The following is a 17,247-nucleotide window of genomic DNA, read 5'->3' on the forward strand; positions in this document are numbered from 1 at the left end:
TGATGGCGGCGTTGGCGGCGGCGGCATCGTCGGCCAGCGCGCTGTTCAGGGCGGCGATGGCGTTGTTGGCGATGGTGGCGGCGCTGGCGGCGGCCGTGTCGGCGGCGCGCGCCGCATTGGCGGCAGCCAGCGAGGCCGCTGCCGTGGTGGCGGCCACGGCGGCGGCGACATCGTCGGCCACGGCGGCGGCCGTGGCGGCATTGGCCAGCACGGCGTTGGCGGCGGTCGATGCGGCAGCGGCATCGGCCGCCAGTGCGGCGTTCAGTGCGGACAGCGCATTGGCGGCGGTGGCGGCCGTCGCTGTCGCGGCGGCGTCTGCCGCCTGCGCCGCCTGGGTGGCGGCCAGCGAGGTGGCCGCCACGGTGGCGGCAGCGGCGGCGGCCGCATCGTCGGCCAGCGCGTTTTGCGCCGCCAGTTGCGAGATGGCGGCCTGGGCGGCGGCAGCGGTGGCGGCGTTATCGGCCGCAATCGCCTGGTTCAGCAGGGCCAGCGAGGCATTTGACCTGGCGACAGCGGCAGCGGCATCGTTGTCGGCGGCAATCGCGCCATCGGCGGCGGCGCGCGACAGCGTGGCGGCAGTGGCGGTGGTGGTGGCGGCCAGCGCCGCGACCAGGTCGAGCGGATGCGCGGCCGCGTAGGCGGCAGCGGCGGCGGCGTCGCTGTTGGCGGTGACGGTCAGCGCGGCGGCGTCGGTCAATGCCGCCACGGTGGTGGCCAGCAGCGCGCCGGTGGCGTCGAGCGTATGCGCCAGCCCCAGCACCACCGCGTCAAGCACCGAAGCCAGCACATTGGTGGTGGTGACGGCGGCGGCATCGGCGGTGGCCGCCAGTTGCAGCGCCACGGCATCGGTCAGGTTGGCCGTGTTTTGCAGGGTGGCGGCGGTGGCGGCGTCGACCGTCGATACCAGGCCCAGTGCCACGGCGTCGGTCAGGCTGGCGGTGGCCGCCGCCGCATTGGCAGCCTGCGTGGCGGCGGTCGAGACCGTGCCCAGCGCCACGGCGTCGGTCAGGTTGGCCGTGGCCTGGGCGGCGGCGGCGGCCGTGTTGGCGGCGGTCGATACCAGTTGCAGCGCCACGGCGTCGGTCAGGTTGGCGGTGGCCTGGGCGGTGGCGGCCAGCGCCGCATCGGCATTGGCGACCAGTCCCAGCGCGGTGGCGTCGGTCAGGTTGGCGGTGGCCTGCGCGGCGTTGGCGGCGGCCGTGGCGGCAGTCGACGCCGTGCCCAGCACCACGGCGTCGGTCAGGTTGGCCAGGTTGGCGGCGGTGGTGGCGGCGGTCGCGGCGGCGGTGGAGATGGCGCCCAGCGCCACGGCGTCGGTCAGGTTGGCAGTCGCCTGCAGGGCGCTGGCAGCCGTGGCGTCGGCGGTCGAGATCAGGCCCAGCGCGGTGGCGTCGGTCAGGCTGGCGATGGTCGCCAGCGCGCCGGCGGTGGCGGCATTGGCGGTCGATACCAGGCCCAGCGCAACAGCGTCGGTGGCGTCGGCGGTGGCTTGGGCGGCAGTGGCGGCGGCTGCCGCTGCGGTATAAGCCGTGCCCAGCGCCACAGCATCGGTCAGGTCGGCAGTGGCTTGCGCGGCGGTCGCGGCGGCGTTGGCGGCGCTCGACAGCACGCCCAGTGGCGTGGCATCGGTTTGCGACGCCAGCAGCTGGGCGGCAGCGGCAGCGACGGCGTCGGCGGTGGAGATAACGCCGAGGGCATCGGCATCGGTCAGGGCGGCGGTGGCGGCGGCGGCGGCCGATGCGGCGGCGGCAGTGGCGGCGGCGGTCACGGCGCTCACGTCCACGCCACCGAGCAGGGCGGCACTTTCGGCAGCGCTGACCGCAGCGGCAGCGGTGGCGGCCAGGCCGGCGGCGTCGGTCAGGTCCGCCGTTGCCTGCAGCGCTTGCGCGGCAATGGCGTCGGCCGTCGAGACCAGGCCCAGCGCGTCGGCGTCGGTGGCGGCGGCCAGCAGGTCGGCCGCATCGCTGGCCACCTGCAGGTTGTTGACGATGGCGGTCAGGTCGAGCACGTTGGCCTGGTTGGCCGTCAGGTTGGCGGCCACGGCCAGCAGGGAGCTGGCGTCGGCCGCGCTGATCAGCGCATTGAGGTTGATGCCGGCGGCATTCGCATTGGCGGTGGCGGCGTTGGCGGCCGCCGTATCGTAGGCCGCTTGCAGCGCGGCCACATCGGTCAGGTCGGCCACCGTCTGCGCATTGGCGGCAACCGAAGCGGCCGTGTTCGACGCGCCGCGCAGTGCGTTGGCGTCGGTGGCGTCGGCCAGCGTTTGCGCCGCCAGTGCGGCGGCGGCGTCGCCGTTCGAGATCACCGCCAGCGCGGCGGCATCGGTCAGCGCGGCCTGCGCGGCCGCGCCTTGCGCCACGGTTTGCGCGGCGTCGGAGGTGATTTGCAGGGCCGCCGCATCGGTGGCGTCGGCCAGCGTCTGTGCGGCGATGGCTGCGTTGTCGGCGGTCGCGGCGGCTGCGCCCAGCACTGCGGCATCGGTGGCGTCGGCCACGGTCTGGGCGGCAGCGGCAGCCGTGGCGGCGGCGTCCGAGACCAGCGCCAGCGCGGCCGCGTCGGTCAGTCCGGCCTGGGTGTTGGCGGCATCGGCCGCCGCCTGGGCCGCGTCGGCGGCCAGGCCGAGTGCGGTGGCGTCGGTGGCGCCGGCCAGCGTGGCGGCATTGGCGGCCGTTTGCGCGGCAGCGGCAGCAGCCGTGGCCAGCAGGCCGGCATCGGTGGCGTTGGCCAGCGTGACGGCGCCGGCGGCCAGCGCATTGGCGGCGTCGGCTGCCTGCGACAGGGCGGTGGCGTCGGTGTTGTTGGCCTGGGTGGCGGCCGCGGCCGCTGCGGCTTGCGCCGTGTCGGAGACGAACTGCAGCGCTGCCGCGTCGGTGGCATTGGCCAGCGTGACGGCGTCGGCCGCCAGCTGGGCATCGGCGTTTGCAATGCCGGTCAGCACGGCGGCATCGGTGGCGTTGGCCAGCGTGGCGGCGGCCAGCGCGGCAGCGGCGGCGGCGTCCGAGGCCTGGCCCAGCGCGGTGGCGTCGCTGGCGGCAGCTTGCGCAGCGGCGGCGGCAGCGCCAGCTTGCGCCGCGTCGGAGGCGATCTGCAGGACTGCGGCATCGGTCTGGCTGGCGATGGCGGCGGCGTCATTGGCTGCCTGGGTGGCGGCGGCGGATGCGGCGCCCAGCACGGCGGCATCGGTCTGGTTGGCCAGCGTGGCGGCGGCCAGCGCTGCAGCGGCGGCCGCATCGGCGGCCTGGGCCAGGGCGGTGGCGTCGGTGGCGGCTGCTTGCGCGGCGGCTGTTGCTGCGGCAGCTTGCGCCGCATCGGCGGCGATTTGCAGCGCGGCGGCATCGGTCTGGCCGGCCACGGCGGCGGCGTCACTGGCTGCCTGCGCGGCGGCAGCGGAGACGGCGCCCAGCGCGGCGGCGTCGGTCTGGCTGGCCAGCGTGGCGGCGGCATCGGCAGCGGCCTGGGCAGCGACAGCTGCCTGCGCCAATGCGGTCGCATCGCTGGCGTCAGCCTGGGCGGCAGCGGCGTCGGACGCGGCCTGGGCGGCATTGGCAGCCGATTGCAGCGCGGCCGCGTCGGTCTGGCTGGCCAGCGCATTGGCGGCTGCAGCATTGGCGGCAGCGGCGTCGGCGGCGGCGGTCAGTGCGGCGGCGTCGGTTTGCGCGGCCACATTGGCGGCGGCAGTGGCGTTGTTGGCGGCAATATTGGCCGCGATGGTCAGGGCATCGGCATCGCTGGCGTCCGCTTGAGCCTGGGCGGCGGCGGCTTGTGCGGCGGCGGCATCGGAGGCCTGGCCCAAGGCGGCGGCGTCGGTCTGGTCGGCCGTGGCGGTGGCGCTGGCGGCGTTTTGCGCGGCGGCGTTGGCGGCGGCATTCAGTGCCGCGGCGTCAGTCTGGTCGGCCCGGGTGGCGGCGGCCTGGGAAGCGGCCTGGGCATCGCTGGCAGCCTGCGCCAGCGCGCCAGCATCGGTGGCGTCGGCTTGCGCCTGGGCGGCCACTGCTTGCGCACTGGCGCTGTCGGCTGCCGCACCCAGTGCGGCGGCATCGGTCTGGTCGGCAATCGCGGCCGCATTGGTGGCCTGGGCGGCGGCTGCGGCGGCTGCGGTTGCCAGTGCATTGGCGTCGGTGGCATCGGCCAGGGCAGCGGCATTGGCGGCATTGGTGGCGTCAGTGGCGGCGCTGGCGCCCAGCGATGGTGCGTCGCTCAGGTCGGCCTGCTGGTTGGCGGCGGCGGCCACGGCGGCGGCATCGTTGGCCACCACCTGCAGTGCCTGGGCATCGGTCAGCTCGGCCTGTGCGCTGGCGGCGGCCTGGGCCGCGGCCGCATCGAGCACGGCTTGCGGCGCGGCGGCGGCGGCCGCGTCATCGGCCTGGGCGGCGCTGGCGGCGGCGGCGGAGGCGGCGGCCGTGGCGTTGGCGGCGGCGGCGGCATTGTCAGCCGCGACGGCATCTTGTGCCGCCGCCTGCGAAGCGGCAGCCGTGGCGGCGGCCACTGGCGCGGCGGCGTCGGCGGCAGCGGCCGCCGCGGCTGCGGCTTGGGCCTGGGCGGCCACAGCCTGGGCTTGCGCCACCTGCTGGTCGGCCAGGACGGCCGCATCGGCGATTGCCCGCGTGGCGGCGGCATTGCTGGTGGCGGTGGCGGCAGCGGCGTCATCGGCCTGTGCAGCATTGGCGGCCGCTGCGGCGGCAGTGGCGGCCGCGATGGCGGCGCCGGTGATCAGGAAGGTGGAGCTGCCATCGCCCTGGCCACCGGTGTTGCCGCCAGTATTGCCGCCGGTATTTCCTCCAGTGTTGCCACCGGTATTGCCGCCGGTGTTGCCACCCGTTCCGCCGGTACCGCCCGTGCCGCCGACCGGAGCGGCCGCAGCGCTGCTGCCGCCGGTTGCTGCGGCGGCGATCAGGCCGATGCCGCCCAGCGCGCCCAATGCGCTCAGGCCGCTGATGCCGCCAAAGGCGCCCGTGCCGGCACCGGTTGCCGCGCTGCTGCCCGCGACATCGACCACGTTGCCGCTGGGAATAGCTGCGGCGCCACCAGCATTCCCGGTGGCCGAGCCAGTGCCGCCTTGCTCGCCGCCAGCACCCGCGGCGTCACCTGCGGAACCGGCGCTGCCCGCCACGCCGGCCGTGGCCAGAGCCGCCGCCGTGCCTGCCGCTGCGGTACCGCCGACGCCGGTGGCAGCCTGGCCGACCACGTCGACCACGTTTTCAGGCGGCATGGACTGACCCGTCTCCACGCCTTTTTCCAGCTCGTCTTCATCGAGCAGCTTGCGATTATTGTTTTGCGCCCTGGCGGCGGTTTGAGCAGGCGGCACCGTTGCTCGATCGCCTGCTTGAGCCAGGATAATACGGTCTGCGCCGGTAGCGCTGGCAGGAACTTGGGCTGGATACTGGGTGGTGGCCATTTGAAGATCTCCGAATAAGTTATGAGTATTGCTTGCTGCTCAATTCAGTAGTGGATGAGCTTGTTTTCATCCGTGTTTTTCTCCGGCGTGGCTTGGGCCGTGTTATATGGTGCTGCTTCCCTGCTATGGATGGTGCAAGTAAAACATATTTATTTAATGGTTGCTGAGTGTAAAGAACCTGCGGAACACCCTGGTAATGAAGACAAATTCCTTTGTTTGTTCATATGCCGTTCCGGCCCGCGGACTCAGGCATTTTCGAGGGCTGGTCCTGGGTGAGCGGCAGTATTTACATCAATGAAATTGCTGATCTCCCTATGAGCTTAGTTTCAATATCGAAACTTTCAATTTCATTCTATTCACAATCGATGACTATATTCTGGCAAAGTTCTTTTAGGGAAATAATCACCAATACTCACGAAATGGACAGTCAAACAGTAGTTTGGTATCTGATCCGGCTGTTTTTACCGCATGGATCGAAAAAATATCCGACTATCGAAAATGTAGTTGTCGCTTTTCAGTCCTGTTATTGCTTAAATTAATTGCAGTGATTATGCGATAGTAATAATTATTTATATTTTTAACATGCGAATCAGGGTACTGATTCAATAGCCTGTTTTTTTGGCGGGAGGCGAGATAATAACTACCGTTAAAATAGTTATTCGGAGAAGATGTAATGAATGCCAATAAAAACGCCCCGTCAGGCGGGGCGTGGAAGCGATTGCAGGCAAATGGCAGGCAGTACGTCAGCCTTCTTCGCGCCAGCGGCGCACACCGATCGCCACCCGGATCATGGCGGCGCCGGCCACCGCGCCGAGCCAGGCGGCAGGCAGGCGCAGGCTGGACCAGGAGCTGGCCAGCAGGTCGGGCTGAACCAGATGCGACTCGTGGCCTATTGCGCTGACCTGGGGCATGATTCCCGGTTCGAAGATGTACCAGCTGCCTGGCAGCGTGCCGAGCAGGGCGCGCGCGATGACATTGATTTGCAGCCAGTCGAGATTGGCCTGTTCCTGCGTCAGCTTGTCGATCCAGACCACCAAGATGGCCAGCAGCAGCGGCACGCCGACGGCCCAGATAAACACCTTGCCGCGCGCCCAGCTCGATACCATCAGCAGCCATCCCACGGTCGGCAAGGCCCACAGACAATACACGGGCAGCAGGCCGAACAGGCGCAACGGTCCCAGGTACAGGCCCGGCAGGGCGGCCAGCTCGCCCAGTACATGGATGCCGTTTGCCGCCAGTACGCCGGACAGGGCCAGCAGCAGCGCCAGCGCGGTCAGGCTGGCCGTGGCCAGCACGATCAGCGGCGCCACCAGCAGCGCGATGATCACTTTCGACAGCACGGTCTGCGTGTCCGATACGGGCAGCGACTTCCAGAACAGCACGCTGCGGTCGCGGCGGTCATCGTACAGGGCGCCCAGGCAATAGAAAAACACCAGGAAGCCCAGCGCCAGGAACAGCGGCGCGGCCACGTTGGTGTAATGGTTGGCCACCGTTTCCAGGATCTGCTTGCGGTGCGGCGCAAACGACATGGTGTTGAAGATGGCACTCCACGAGACCGGCTCGCCGTTGACGGTCAGCGCCGTTTTCAGCTTGGTATTGGCAACGGTGGCGGCCGTCAGCAGGGTGCCCAGCAGCGTCATCACGATGCCGATCAGCACGGGCGTCCACAGCAGCATGCCCTTGTGTTCCCACAGCTCGCGCCGGACCAGCCAGCTCATCTTGTTGGTAACAGTGGTGCTCATGGGTACGATCCTTTCATGGTGGCGACAAACAGGTCGGCCAGGCTGGGCGCATGCAGTTCTCCCAGCGGCGCCAGTTGCTCGCGCGATACGCCGTCAAACAGCATCACCGATTTGCCGAACACGCTGCGTTCGCCGAGCGGCTGCAAGGCGCGCGCCGCATTGAGCTGCTGCGGGCCGACCATCACCTCGGTGTAGCGCTCGCCCACTTCTTCCATCGAGGCGGCCAGCACGATCCTGCCGTCGCGGATGAACATCAGGTCGCTGAGAATATGCTCGACCTCCTCGATCTGGTGGGTGGTGATGACGATGGTCTTGTTTTCGTCAAAATAGTCTTCCAGCAGGTTCTGGTAAAACTGCTTGCGGTACAGGATATCGAGGCCCAGGGTCGGCTCGTCGAGCACCAGCAGTTTCGCGTCGATCGCCATCACCAGCGCCAGGTGCAGCTGCACCACCATCCCCTTGGACATGGACCTTACCTTCATTTTCGGCGACAGTTTGGTCAGCGCCAGATAGCGTTCGGCCTTGCTGCGGTCAAAGCGCGGATGCACGCCGGCCACGAAATCGACCGCATCGCCCACCTTCAGCCAGCCCGGCAGGATTGCCACATCGGCGATAAAGCACACGTCTTCCATCAGTGCGTCGCGCTGCAGGCGCGGGTCGCGGCCCAGCACCGACAGCTCGCCCTCAAAACCCGTCAGTCCCAGGATGGCCTTCAGGGTGGTGGTCTTGCCCGAGCCGTTCGGGCCGATCAGGCCGACGATGCGCCCGGGCGCGATATCGAAGCTGACGCCATCGAGCGCGGCGTGCTTGCCGTACTGCTTGCGCAGGGCGCGCGCGCTGATCACGCTGTGTTTGTCGAGTTCCGTATTCATGCGCCGCCTCCTTTGCTGGACAGCAGCAGCTGTTCCACATCCAGGCCCAGGCGCGCGATGCGTTCAAGCATCGCCGGCCACTCTTCGCGCATGAAGCGTTCGCGTTCGCTGGCCAGCAGTTTGTCGCGGGCGCCTTCCAGTACATACATGCCAAGTCCTCTGCGTTTTTCCACCAGCGCCTCGTCCACCAGTTCCTGGTAGGCGCGCGACACGGTGATGGGGTTGAGTTGATAGTCGGCCGCCACCTGGCGCACCGAGGGCAGGGCGTCGCCGGACTGCAGCGCGCCGTCCAGCATCATGCCGATCACCTTGGCCTTCAACTGGCGGTAGATCGGGCTATTGTCGTGCCAGGAGGCGCTCATGGGATGCGCTCCGGCAAGGGTAGGGAGGAAAACATCGCGGCTCCTTGAGATGACTTACTGGTTATTTGGTGTTGTAGTTAACTATAACAGTAAAAATATAAGTGTCAATAATAGATGGCTTTTAAGTATTGAGAAAATGTAAAATATTTCTTTTGGAAAATTTATCTCATCTGTCGACACAGAGGACATGCCATGAAAGCTGCGATGTCAAAAAAATTATTCACCGTCAGAACTTCATTTGCCCGCGCGACCTGTGCGTCTGCGCTGGCTATCAGCCTGGCCGCATGCGGCGGCGGTTCCGGCGGCAGCATTGACAATGGCAGTGGCGTAACGCCGCCAGTGCCAACGCCGGTGCCCGAGGCAGCTCGCTACACGCTTGGCGGCACAGTCAGCGGCATGACCTCCGGCGCCACGGTTGTGCTGGCCAACGGCGCGGAGAAGGTAACCCTGGCAGCGAATGGCGCTTTCACATTCCCCGGCAAGCTGTTGGCGGACACTGCTTTCGAGGTCCGGCTGGAGCAAGCGTCCGCAGGACTTGCCTGCAGCGTGTCGAACGGCGCGGCGAAGGTGGGCAGCAGTGATGTCACCGCGGTTGCCGTGCGCTGCTTGCCGGTAGTGCTGGCTGGCGTGCAGGAGCCCATCCAGCAGGTAGCCGGCCTAGTGCGCGATGCAAGCGGCAATATCTATATTGCCGATTCGGCCAATCAGGTCATCCACAAGCTGACGCCGGACGGCGGCATCAGCCGCCTGGCCGGTGTGCCAGGAAAGCGCGGATCCGATGACGGCAATGCGGCCAGCGCCACATTCACCTTTGTCGCGGGTTCGCGCCTGGCGATTGACCGTCAAGGCAATATTTTTGTCAGCGATTTCTGCAGCGCATTGCTACGCAAGGTCTCCCCTGCCGGCGTGGTCAGCACGGTGGCCGGACAGCGCCGTGCCGGCTGCGATCAGTATGGCCTGGAGCTGCAGCGTCCGGTAGTGGATGGCACTGGCACCCAGGCCAGCTTCGGCACGCTGGGTACCATCGCTAGCGATACGAATGGCGATATGCTGGTGGCCGATACCCAGACCAATGCGATACGCCGCGTCAGTGCGGCCGGCGTAGTGAGCACGCTGCAATGGACATTCGCCGCCATGGCCGACATTCCGACCGACTATCGACGCATTGCCCGCATCGCCGTCAGTCCGCAGGGCGATATCTATTTCACCGAAAATAATGGCCGCTATCTGTTCCGTATCCAGAATGGCATTGCTACGGCGATCGCTGGCGATCACCTTGTGCCACAGCGGTTTGATGGCATTGGCAGGCGGGCCACGTTTGTCCGCTTGCGCGGCATCGACTTTGACCAGGCTGGAAATGTGCTGCTTGCCGACGGCAGCACCATTCGCAAAATGCAAGCGGACGGCACGGTCACGACAGTGCTGGTGCAAGGTAGCCAGGAAGCCGATGGCCAGTACGTCAGCGCAAGACAGTTCAATCAACTGATGGTTAATGCAGACGGAGCGGTGATCGCGTATGACGAAGGCAACCATGTCCTCAACAAGCTCGATCAGAATGGGAAATTGTCGGTCTTGCCGCAATTGAGCGGACACATGGGACTGACTGATGGCGCAGGCGCGTCGGCGCGGCTGACGATCGGAGCGGCGCGCGCGATGGTGACGGACGCCGCAGGCAACGTCTACGTGGCTGACGACATCAACAAGATCATTCGCCGCATCGCGCCGGACGGCACCGTCAGCACATATGCCGGCGTAGCCGGCAGCCAGGGCACCTTCGATGGCCCGCGTGCCACCGCCAACCTGCGCGGGCCGGTGGCACTGGCGTTCGACAAGGATGGCGTCCTGTATTTTGCAGACCAGTCCGAGCAGCGCCTCAGTCCGGTTTTGCGCAAGATCGACCAGCAGGGCATCGTTACCACCGTCGGCATCCTGCCAGGGTCGAGCGGCACGCGCTTTGCCCTGGCGATCGACAAGGACAACAACTTCGTCTGGGCCAGCAACGCCAGCGTCGGTATCTATCGGCGCGTCCCCGGAGGCGAGTTCACCCTGTTTGTCGACTTCCAGCAGGTGATGAGTGTGTTGGGCGGAAAATCCGTCGAGGCCGGCGTGGTGCCGACAGCCAAAATGGTCTTCGACCGCCAGGGCGCGCTGTTTTTCGAAGACGTGTATAACCGCGTCATCTACAAGGTCACGCGCGCCGGCGCCGTGTCGCTGTTTGCCGGCATTCCATCGCAAAGCGAGAACAAGGACGGTGCGCCCGGTACCGGCAGCTTGCCTTATTCCGATGTCTTCCCGCTGGCGATCGATGCCGCCGATAATCTGTACCTGGGCGGCCAGGGCAGGGTGCGCAAGATCGATCCGGCCGGCGTGATTTCAACGCCGCAACTGGGCTGGGGGTATCCGGCCGTCAGCGCACTGGCCTTTGCCAATGGCACCTTGTATGGCTACACGGCGCAGGCTATCGTCCAGACGCCGCTGCCTTGAGCCTCGCCCGCAGGTCCAGCGCGTTCGGCAGCGCGGCGCCGGACGCCGTATTGTCGAAGATGCACCAGCTGCCAGCCGCCGCTTGCGTCTGCAGTTCAAGCGCCAGCGCATCGAGAAATTCGGCCGGATAGTCCGAGTAATAGATCTTCGGGCTGCCATGCAGGCGGATATAGGCCACCTCGGTGGTCGGCTCGTGCGGCCCGGGCTGGCCGGCGGGCGGATCGGCGCGCACGCGCGTGATCTGCCGTTCGCGCAGCAGGGCCGTGGCGGCTTCGCCGAACCAGCTGGCGTGGCGCGCCTCGAATGCCAGCATGCCAGTGAAATACCCGCGCAAGTCGCTGAAAAAAGTGCCGGCCACGGCCGCATCGAATCGCAGGCTGGGCGGCAGTTGCACCAGCACGCAGCCCAGCTTGTCTCCGAGGTGCGCCACTTCGCCGGCAAAGCGTTCCAGTTGCGCCGCATAATTTTTCAGACGCAATTCATGCGTGATGGTGCGCGGCAGCTTGACGCTGAAGCGAAAGTGTCCGGGCACGCTGTCGGCCCAGCGCGCATAGGTCGTTGGCTGGTGCGGGCGGTAGAACGAGGTATTGATTTCGGCGCAGTTGAGCACCTGCCCGTAGCGCTGCAGATGGCTGCCGTCGCCGGGGAAACTGTTTGCGGCCGCGCTGGAGATGCCCCAGCCGGCGGTGCCGATATGGTGATTGGACATGCCGCCATTACAGCAGAGCCACCGTGACGCTCGTGTCAGACAGCTTCCCGTGCCGGCGTCGGCGCCAGGCTAGTCGATAATCTCGCCGTCCAGGCCATGGCGTGTAATCTCGCCACGCTGATCGACGGCGATCCAGCCGCCGCGCGTTGGTTCAGCATCGCATTCCCAGTCCGGCAACACATAGCGCAAGGTGCCGTCCACCGCATGCAGGGCCGGGCGGTGCGTATGGCCGTGGATCATCACGGTACTGGCGTGTTCGGCAAAGACCTGGGCCACGGCGCCTGGCGTGACATCCATGATCTCCATCGACTTTTCGCCGTTGTGCTCGCGGCTGTTCTTGCGCATGCCGTCGATAATGGCCTTGCGCTGCGCCAGCGGCATCGATAAGAATTGTTGTTGCCACGCCGGCTGGCGCACCATCGCGCGAAATTCCATGTAGGTCACGTCGTTCGTGCATTCGGCGTCGCCATGCACCAGCACGATGCGCCGGCCGGCGATGGTGGCCACATGCGGCTCGCTGAGCAGGGTGGCGCCGGCGGCGGCGGCAAAGCCGGAGCCGACCAGGAAATCGCGGTTGCCGGCGATCCAGTAGACATGCACGCCAGCATCGCTGACGGCGCGGATCGCTGCCGTCATGCGCGCATTGAAAGGATCTTCCAGGTCATCGTCGCCGGCCCAGTATTCGAACAGGTCGCCCAGCAGATACAGCGCGCGCGCGTATTGCGCATGGTGTTCAAGGAACGACAGAAAGGCGGCGCTGGTGCGCGGATGCGAGCTCTGCAGATGCAGGTCGGAAATGAAGAGTGCGGCAGGCATTGTCATCGTTCAACGCTCCCCTGATCGATAGTTTGCATGGAAGGAAGAACGCGGCAATGCCTGTGATTCATGATGCTGCTTGCTTCAATTATGCTGCTTCGACTTTTTCGATGATGACATCGGTGGTCGGTACATCGGCGAACATGCCGGCGCGCGTGGTTTTCACGGCGCGGATGGCGTCGACCACTTCCTTGCCTTCGGTAACTTTACCGAACACGGCGTAGCCCCAGCCGTCCTGGCCTGGATAGTCGAGGAAGCTGTTGTTCTTGATGTTGATGAAGAACTGGGCCGATGCCGAGTGCGGGTCCGAGGTACGGGCCATGGCCAGCGTGTAGGTATCGTTTTTCAGGCCGTTCTTGGCTTCGTTTTCGACCGTGGTGTCGGCCGGTTTCTGTTTCATGCCTGGCTCGAAGCCGCCGCCCTGGATCATGAAGCCGTCGATCACGCGGTGGAAAATCGTGTTGTTGTAGTGGCCCGCTTCCATGTAGGCCAAGAAGTTGGCAACCGTCTTCGGTGCTTTTTCAGCGTCCAGTTCAGCGGTGATCTTGCCCAGGTTGGTGGTGATGATTACGGAAGTCATGATAGTCCTTTTGTTTGGATGAAATATTTCGTGCCCTGGCAAACCGGAGCAAGCCGGGGCGGCAAAAACGCTATTTTACAGTTTTGCGGGCGCTTGTTTGAGCACGGTCGCCGATTCGATCACCACCGGAGTCACCGGCACGTTCTGGTGCGGACCCTTGTCGGCCACCGGCACGGCCTTGATCTTGTCGACCACGTCCATGCCGCTGACGACCTTGCCGAACACCGTATAGCCGAAACCGTCACGGCCCGGGTAGTCGAGTGCGCCGTTGTCGCCGACGTTGATGAAGAACTGCGAGGTGGCCGAATGCGGGTCGCCGGTGCGCGCCATGGCGATGCTGTAGGTCACGTTCTGCAGGCCGTTTTTCGCTTCATTCCGGATCGCCGGCTTGGTGGTTTTCTGTTTCATGTTCTTGTCGAAGCCGCCGCCCTGTATCATGAAGCCGTCGATCACGCGGTGAAACACGGTGCCCTTGTAGAAACCGCTGTTAACATATTGCAGGAAGTTCGCCACGCTTTTCGGCGCTTTTTCCTGGTTCAGTTCCAGCACGATCTCGCCCATATTGGTTTTCAGGGCCACGTGCGGGGCCGGGTCGAGCGCGCCAGGATTGGCTGCCACCACGGCGCCGCCCAGGGTCAGGCCCGCAAACAGCGTGAAGAAGCGGGCCAGGAAAGGCAGGCGCGGGGATTTGGTTTCTTGCATATCGGTGTCCTTGATCGTTATTTTTCTTTAAACTTGTTCGAATTGTAAAGAAGCGAAAGAAGTGTTGAACTTCGCTTGAACTTCGTAAAAACCTGATTCATATCGGGCCAGTATGGTTTTTATCAATGTTATACTTGCCCGCTAACGCCTAATTCTAACAAACAAGAACAACAATATAGCGGGCAGTAGAGTCTCGGCGCACACGGCGGTTCAGTGGCGCGGCACCACCGGTGTCCGCGCCTGTCTGTCGTTTTGCCCAGGCGCGCTGCCGCTCCACCAGTAAAGTACGATGAGCGATCTGAAGATTTATAACACCCTGGCACGCGAAAAGCAGGTCTTTGTCCCGATGGAAGCGGGCAAGGTACGCATGTATGTGTGCGGCATGACCATCTACGATTACTGCCATATCGGCCACGCGCGCATGATGATGGCGTTTGACGTCATTTACCGCTGGCTGAAAGCGTCAGGCTTCGACGTGACCTACGTGCGCAATATTACGGATATCGACGACAAGATCATCCGCCGCGCGGTGGAAAACGGCGAGACCATCTCGCAGCTGACCACGCGCTTTACCCGCTACATGGACGAAGACACGGCCGCGCTGGGCATCCTGACGCCGGATCACGTGCCGCGCGCCACCGAATACGTGCCGCAGATGCTGAGCCTGATCGAGCGCCTGGAAAGCAATAACCTGGCCTACCAGGGCGAGGATGGCGACGTCAATTACGCCGTGCGCAATTTCCCCGGCTACGGCAAGCTGTCGGGCAAGTCGCTCGACGACCTGCGCGCGGGCGAGCGCGTCGATGTCAATACGGGCAAGCGCGATCCGCTCGACTTCGTGCTGTGGAAGTCTTCCAAAGAGTCGGAACCCGAAGAAGTCAAATGGGACTCGAAATGGGGCAAGGGCCGTCCGGGCTGGCATATCGAATGCTCGGCCATGGCGTGCGCGCTGCTGGGCGAACAGTTCGACATCCACGGTGGCGGCGCCGACCTGCAGTTCCCGCACCATGAAAACGAGATCGCCCAGTCCGAAGGCGCGTTTGGCCACACCAGCGTCAACTACTGGATCCACAACGGCTTCGTGCGCTTGGACAATGAAAAAATGTCCAAGTCCCTGGGCAATTTCTTCACCATCCGCGAAGTGCTGCAGAAGTTCGACGCCGAAGTGATCCGCTTCTTTATCCTGCGCGCGCATTACCGCAGCCCATTGAATTATTCCGACGTGCACCTGGACGACGCGCGCCTGGCCCTGACGCGCCTGTACACGGCGCTGGCCGGGGTAGCGGTGGAAGCGGGCGCAATCGACTGGAGCGAGGCGCACGCCGTGCGTGTGCGCGAAGCGATGGACGACGACTTCAATACGCCGCTGGCGGTGGCCGCTTTGTTTGACCTGGCAACGGAAGTAAACAAGAGCAAGTCGCCGGCGCTGGCGCGTCAACTCAAGGGCCTGGCCGGCGTATTGGGCTTGCTCGAACGCACGCCACAGCAATTCCTGCAGGCGACCGTGGGTTCGGCTGCTGCCGGCAGCGACGAAGCGGCCAGTATCGAGCAGGCGATTGCCGCGCGCAGCGCCGCCAAAAAGGCGCGCGACTTTGCCGAGTCCGACAAGATCCGCGCCGAACTGCTGCAAGCGGGCATCATCCTGGAAGACAAGCCTGACGGCTCGACCAACTGGCGCCGCGCATGATGTCAGACACCAGGGACAACGGGGAAGCCCCCGGCACGGCGGCCGCGGCGCAGGTAATCCAGGTGCCGTCCTACTGGGAACAGGCGAAGATCGAGCTGATGAAGCGCGACCGCATCATGAAAAAGCTGATCCCGCAATTTGGCGACCTGCACCTGGTCGGCCATAGCGACCCGTTTACCACCCTGGCCCGCTCGCTGGTGGGGCAACAGATCACGCCCAAGGCGGCCGACCTGGCCTGGAAAAAGCTGCTGCTGGCCTGCCCGAAATGCACGCCGTCGCAGGTGCTCAAGGCGGGCGCCGAGCAGTTATCGGCCTGCGGCTTGTCCAAGCGCAAGACCGAATATATTCTCGACCTGGCCGACCATTTCAAGGCCAAGCGCGTGCACGCGAACCAGTGGGGCGAGATGGATGACGAAGCCGTGATCGCCGAGCTGGTGCAGATCCGCGGCATCGGCCGCTGGACCGCCGAGATGTTCCTGATTTTTAATCTGTTGCGTCCGAACGTGCTGCCACTCGATGACCCTGGCCTGATCCAGGGCATCAGCGTCAATTATTTTTCGGGCGAACCTGTTTCCCGCAGCGATGCGCGCGAGGTTTCCGCCAATTGGGAACCGTGGCGCACCGTGGCCACCTGGTATTTATGGCGCAGCCTCGATCCTGCTGCAGCCGCTTCCACAAGCGATGCAACCCCCGGCGCATGAGCCGGTACGGTAAAATAACCATCAATAATGCCGCGCGCCCTGGCGCCGTGGCTGGTAAAACCCTGGAGGTACAATGACTAAAACGACTTTCCTCAATTTTGAACAGCCGATCGCCGAACTCGATTCCAAGATCGAAGAGTTGCGCTTCGTGCAAGACGATTCGGCCGTCGATATCTCCGAAGAGATCGACCGCCTGGCCAAGAAGAGCCAGCAGCTGACCAAGGATATCTACGCCAAGCTGACGCCATGGCAAGTGGCGCAGATCGCGCGCCATCCGCAGCGCCCGTACACCATGGACTACGTGAACGAAATCTTTACCGATTTCCACGAACTGCATGGCGACCGCAGCTACGCCGACGACCTGTCCGTGGTCGGTGGCCTGGCCCGCTTCAACGGCCAGCCGTGCATGGTGATCGGCCACCAGAAGGGCCGCGACACGAAAGAGCGCGCCATGCGCAACTTCGGCATGCCGAAACCGGAAGGCTACCGCAAGGCGATGCGCCTGATGAAGGTCGCCGAGAAATTCAACCTGCCGATCTTCACTTTTGTCGACACGCCCGGCGCCTTCCCCGGCATCGACGCGGAAGAGCGCGGCCAGTCCGAAGCCATCGGCCACAACCTGTACGTGATGGCCGAACTGAAAGTGCCGTTGATCGCCACCATCATCGGCGAAGGCGGTTCCGGCGGCGCGCTGGCGATTGCCGTCGGCGACGCGGTGCTGATGCTGCAATACTCGACCTATGCCGTGATCTCGCCGGAAGGCTGCGCCTCGATCCTGTGGAAGAGCGCCGAGCGCGCCGCCGACGCGGCCGAAGCGCTGGGCCTGACCGCGCACCGCCTGAAAGCCATGGGCCTGATCGACAAGATCATCAACGAACCGCTGGGCGGCGCCCACCGCGATCCGAAACAGATGGCGACCCTGTTGAAACGCGCGCTGGCCGACACCCTGCGCCAGTTCCAGGGCATGAAAACCAAGGACCTGCTGCAAGCGCGCCATGAAAAGCTGCTGAGCTATGGCAAGTTCAAAGAGACGACGCCGAGCGAGTAAGTCAGTCGGGTAGGTCGGGTAGGTCGGATTAGCGCAGCGTAATCCGACATGACGTAATCCGACATGGCTGACGTGACATGACAGTAAAAACACCAGGGACAGGCAGGTAGCCGAACATCTTCGACTACCTGCCTGTCCCTCTTTGCATT

The 17,247-nt window shown here is 65.0% G+C and carries 11 protein-coding genes and 1 pseudogene; 4 read left to right on the plus strand and 8 right to left on the minus strand.

Translation table 11 applies throughout. From position 1 onward, the window contains the following. The 4 genes and pseudogenes from RTQ46_RS20655 to RTQ46_RS20670 form a co-directional block, all read right to left on the minus strand. Positions 1 to 5,305: pseudogene (locus RTQ46_RS20655) on the minus strand (hypothetical protein); the annotation flags it as partial. 833 nt (positions 5,306 to 6,138) lie between these two features. After that, positions 6,139 to 7,137, minus strand: coding sequence for a hypothetical protein (locus RTQ46_RS20660; RefSeq protein ID WP_312439467.1), 999 nt, complete (start codon positions 7,135 to 7,137; stop codon positions 6,139 to 6,141). Further along, positions 7,134 to 8,009, minus strand: a complete 876-nt coding sequence (locus tag RTQ46_RS20665) for an ABC transporter ATP-binding protein (RefSeq protein ID WP_312439468.1) — start codon at positions 8,007 to 8,009, stop codon at positions 7,134 to 7,136. The genes RTQ46_RS20660 and RTQ46_RS20665 overlap by 4 nt, the downstream gene beginning before the upstream one ends. Further along, positions 8,006 to 8,371 carry a GntR family transcriptional regulator gene (locus RTQ46_RS20670; protein WP_312439469.1) on the minus strand — a complete coding sequence of 122 codons (366 nt, stop codon included), beginning with the start codon at positions 8,369 to 8,371 and terminating at the stop codon, positions 8,006 to 8,008. Before RTQ46_RS20670 ends, RTQ46_RS20665 begins: the two co-directional genes overlap by 4 nt. A 351-nt stretch (positions 8,372 to 8,722) precedes the next feature. On the opposite strand from RTQ46_RS20670, the gene RTQ46_RS20675 reads away from it, so the two are divergent. Then, positions 8,723 to 10,855, plus strand: a complete 2,133-nt coding sequence (locus RTQ46_RS20675; protein WP_312439470.1) for a hypothetical protein — start codon at positions 8,723 to 8,725, stop codon at positions 10,853 to 10,855. On the opposite strand, the gene RTQ46_RS20680 is transcribed toward RTQ46_RS20675, so the two are convergent. The 4 genes from RTQ46_RS20680 to RTQ46_RS20695 all read right to left on the minus strand — a co-directional run bounded on the left by RTQ46_RS20680 (position 10,830) and on the right by RTQ46_RS20695 (position 13,662). Beyond that, a complete protein-coding gene (locus tag RTQ46_RS20680; RefSeq protein WP_312439471.1) occupies positions 10,830 to 11,564 on the minus strand; it encodes a DUF72 domain-containing protein in 735 nt (244 codons plus the stop codon). The genes RTQ46_RS20675 and RTQ46_RS20680 overlap by 26 nt on opposite strands. A 69-nt stretch (positions 11,565 to 11,633) precedes the next feature. Then, positions 11,634 to 12,380: a UDP-2,3-diacylglucosamine diphosphatase gene (locus RTQ46_RS20685; RefSeq protein ID WP_312439472.1), complete on the minus strand. Its 747-nt coding sequence runs from the start codon at positions 12,378 to 12,380 to the stop codon at positions 11,634 to 11,636. Between the two features lie 88 nt (positions 12,381 to 12,468). After that, positions 12,469 to 12,960, minus strand: a complete 492-nt coding sequence (locus tag RTQ46_RS20690) for a peptidylprolyl isomerase (protein ID WP_308922045.1) — start codon at positions 12,958 to 12,960, stop codon at positions 12,469 to 12,471. A gap of 75 nt (positions 12,961 to 13,035) precedes the next feature. Continuing rightward, on the minus strand, positions 13,036 to 13,662 hold the full coding sequence (locus RTQ46_RS20695) for a peptidylprolyl isomerase (RefSeq protein WP_312439473.1): 627 nt from the start codon (positions 13,660 to 13,662) through the stop codon (positions 13,036 to 13,038). Positions 13,663 to 13,951: 289 nt separating this feature from the next. On the opposite strand from RTQ46_RS20695, the gene cysS reads away from it, so the two are divergent. The 3 genes from cysS to RTQ46_RS20710 all read left to right on the plus strand — a co-directional run bounded on the left by cysS (position 13,952) and on the right by RTQ46_RS20710 (position 17,098). After that, a complete protein-coding gene (gene cysS / locus RTQ46_RS20700) occupies positions 13,952 to 15,349 on the plus strand; it encodes a cysteine--tRNA ligase (protein ID WP_312439474.1) in 1,398 nt (465 codons plus the stop codon). Continuing rightward, entirely contained in the window at positions 15,349 to 16,050 is a 702-nt protein-coding gene (locus RTQ46_RS20705) for a DNA-3-methyladenine glycosylase 2 family protein (protein WP_312439505.1), read from the plus strand. Before cysS ends, RTQ46_RS20705 begins: the two co-directional genes overlap by 1 nt. A gap of 73 nt (positions 16,051 to 16,123) precedes the next feature. Continuing rightward, complete coding sequence (locus tag RTQ46_RS20710; protein WP_312439475.1) at positions 16,124 to 17,098, plus strand: acetyl-CoA carboxylase carboxyltransferase subunit alpha; 975 nt, start codon at positions 16,124 to 16,126, stop codon at positions 17,096 to 17,098. Positions 17,099 to 17,247 lie beyond the last annotated feature (149 nt).

Origin of the sequence: Janthinobacterium sp., from assembly GCF_031995485.1 — a bacterium.
In the GTDB taxonomy this organism is placed as follows: domain Bacteria; phylum Pseudomonadota; class Gammaproteobacteria; order Burkholderiales; family Burkholderiaceae_D; genus Janthinobacterium.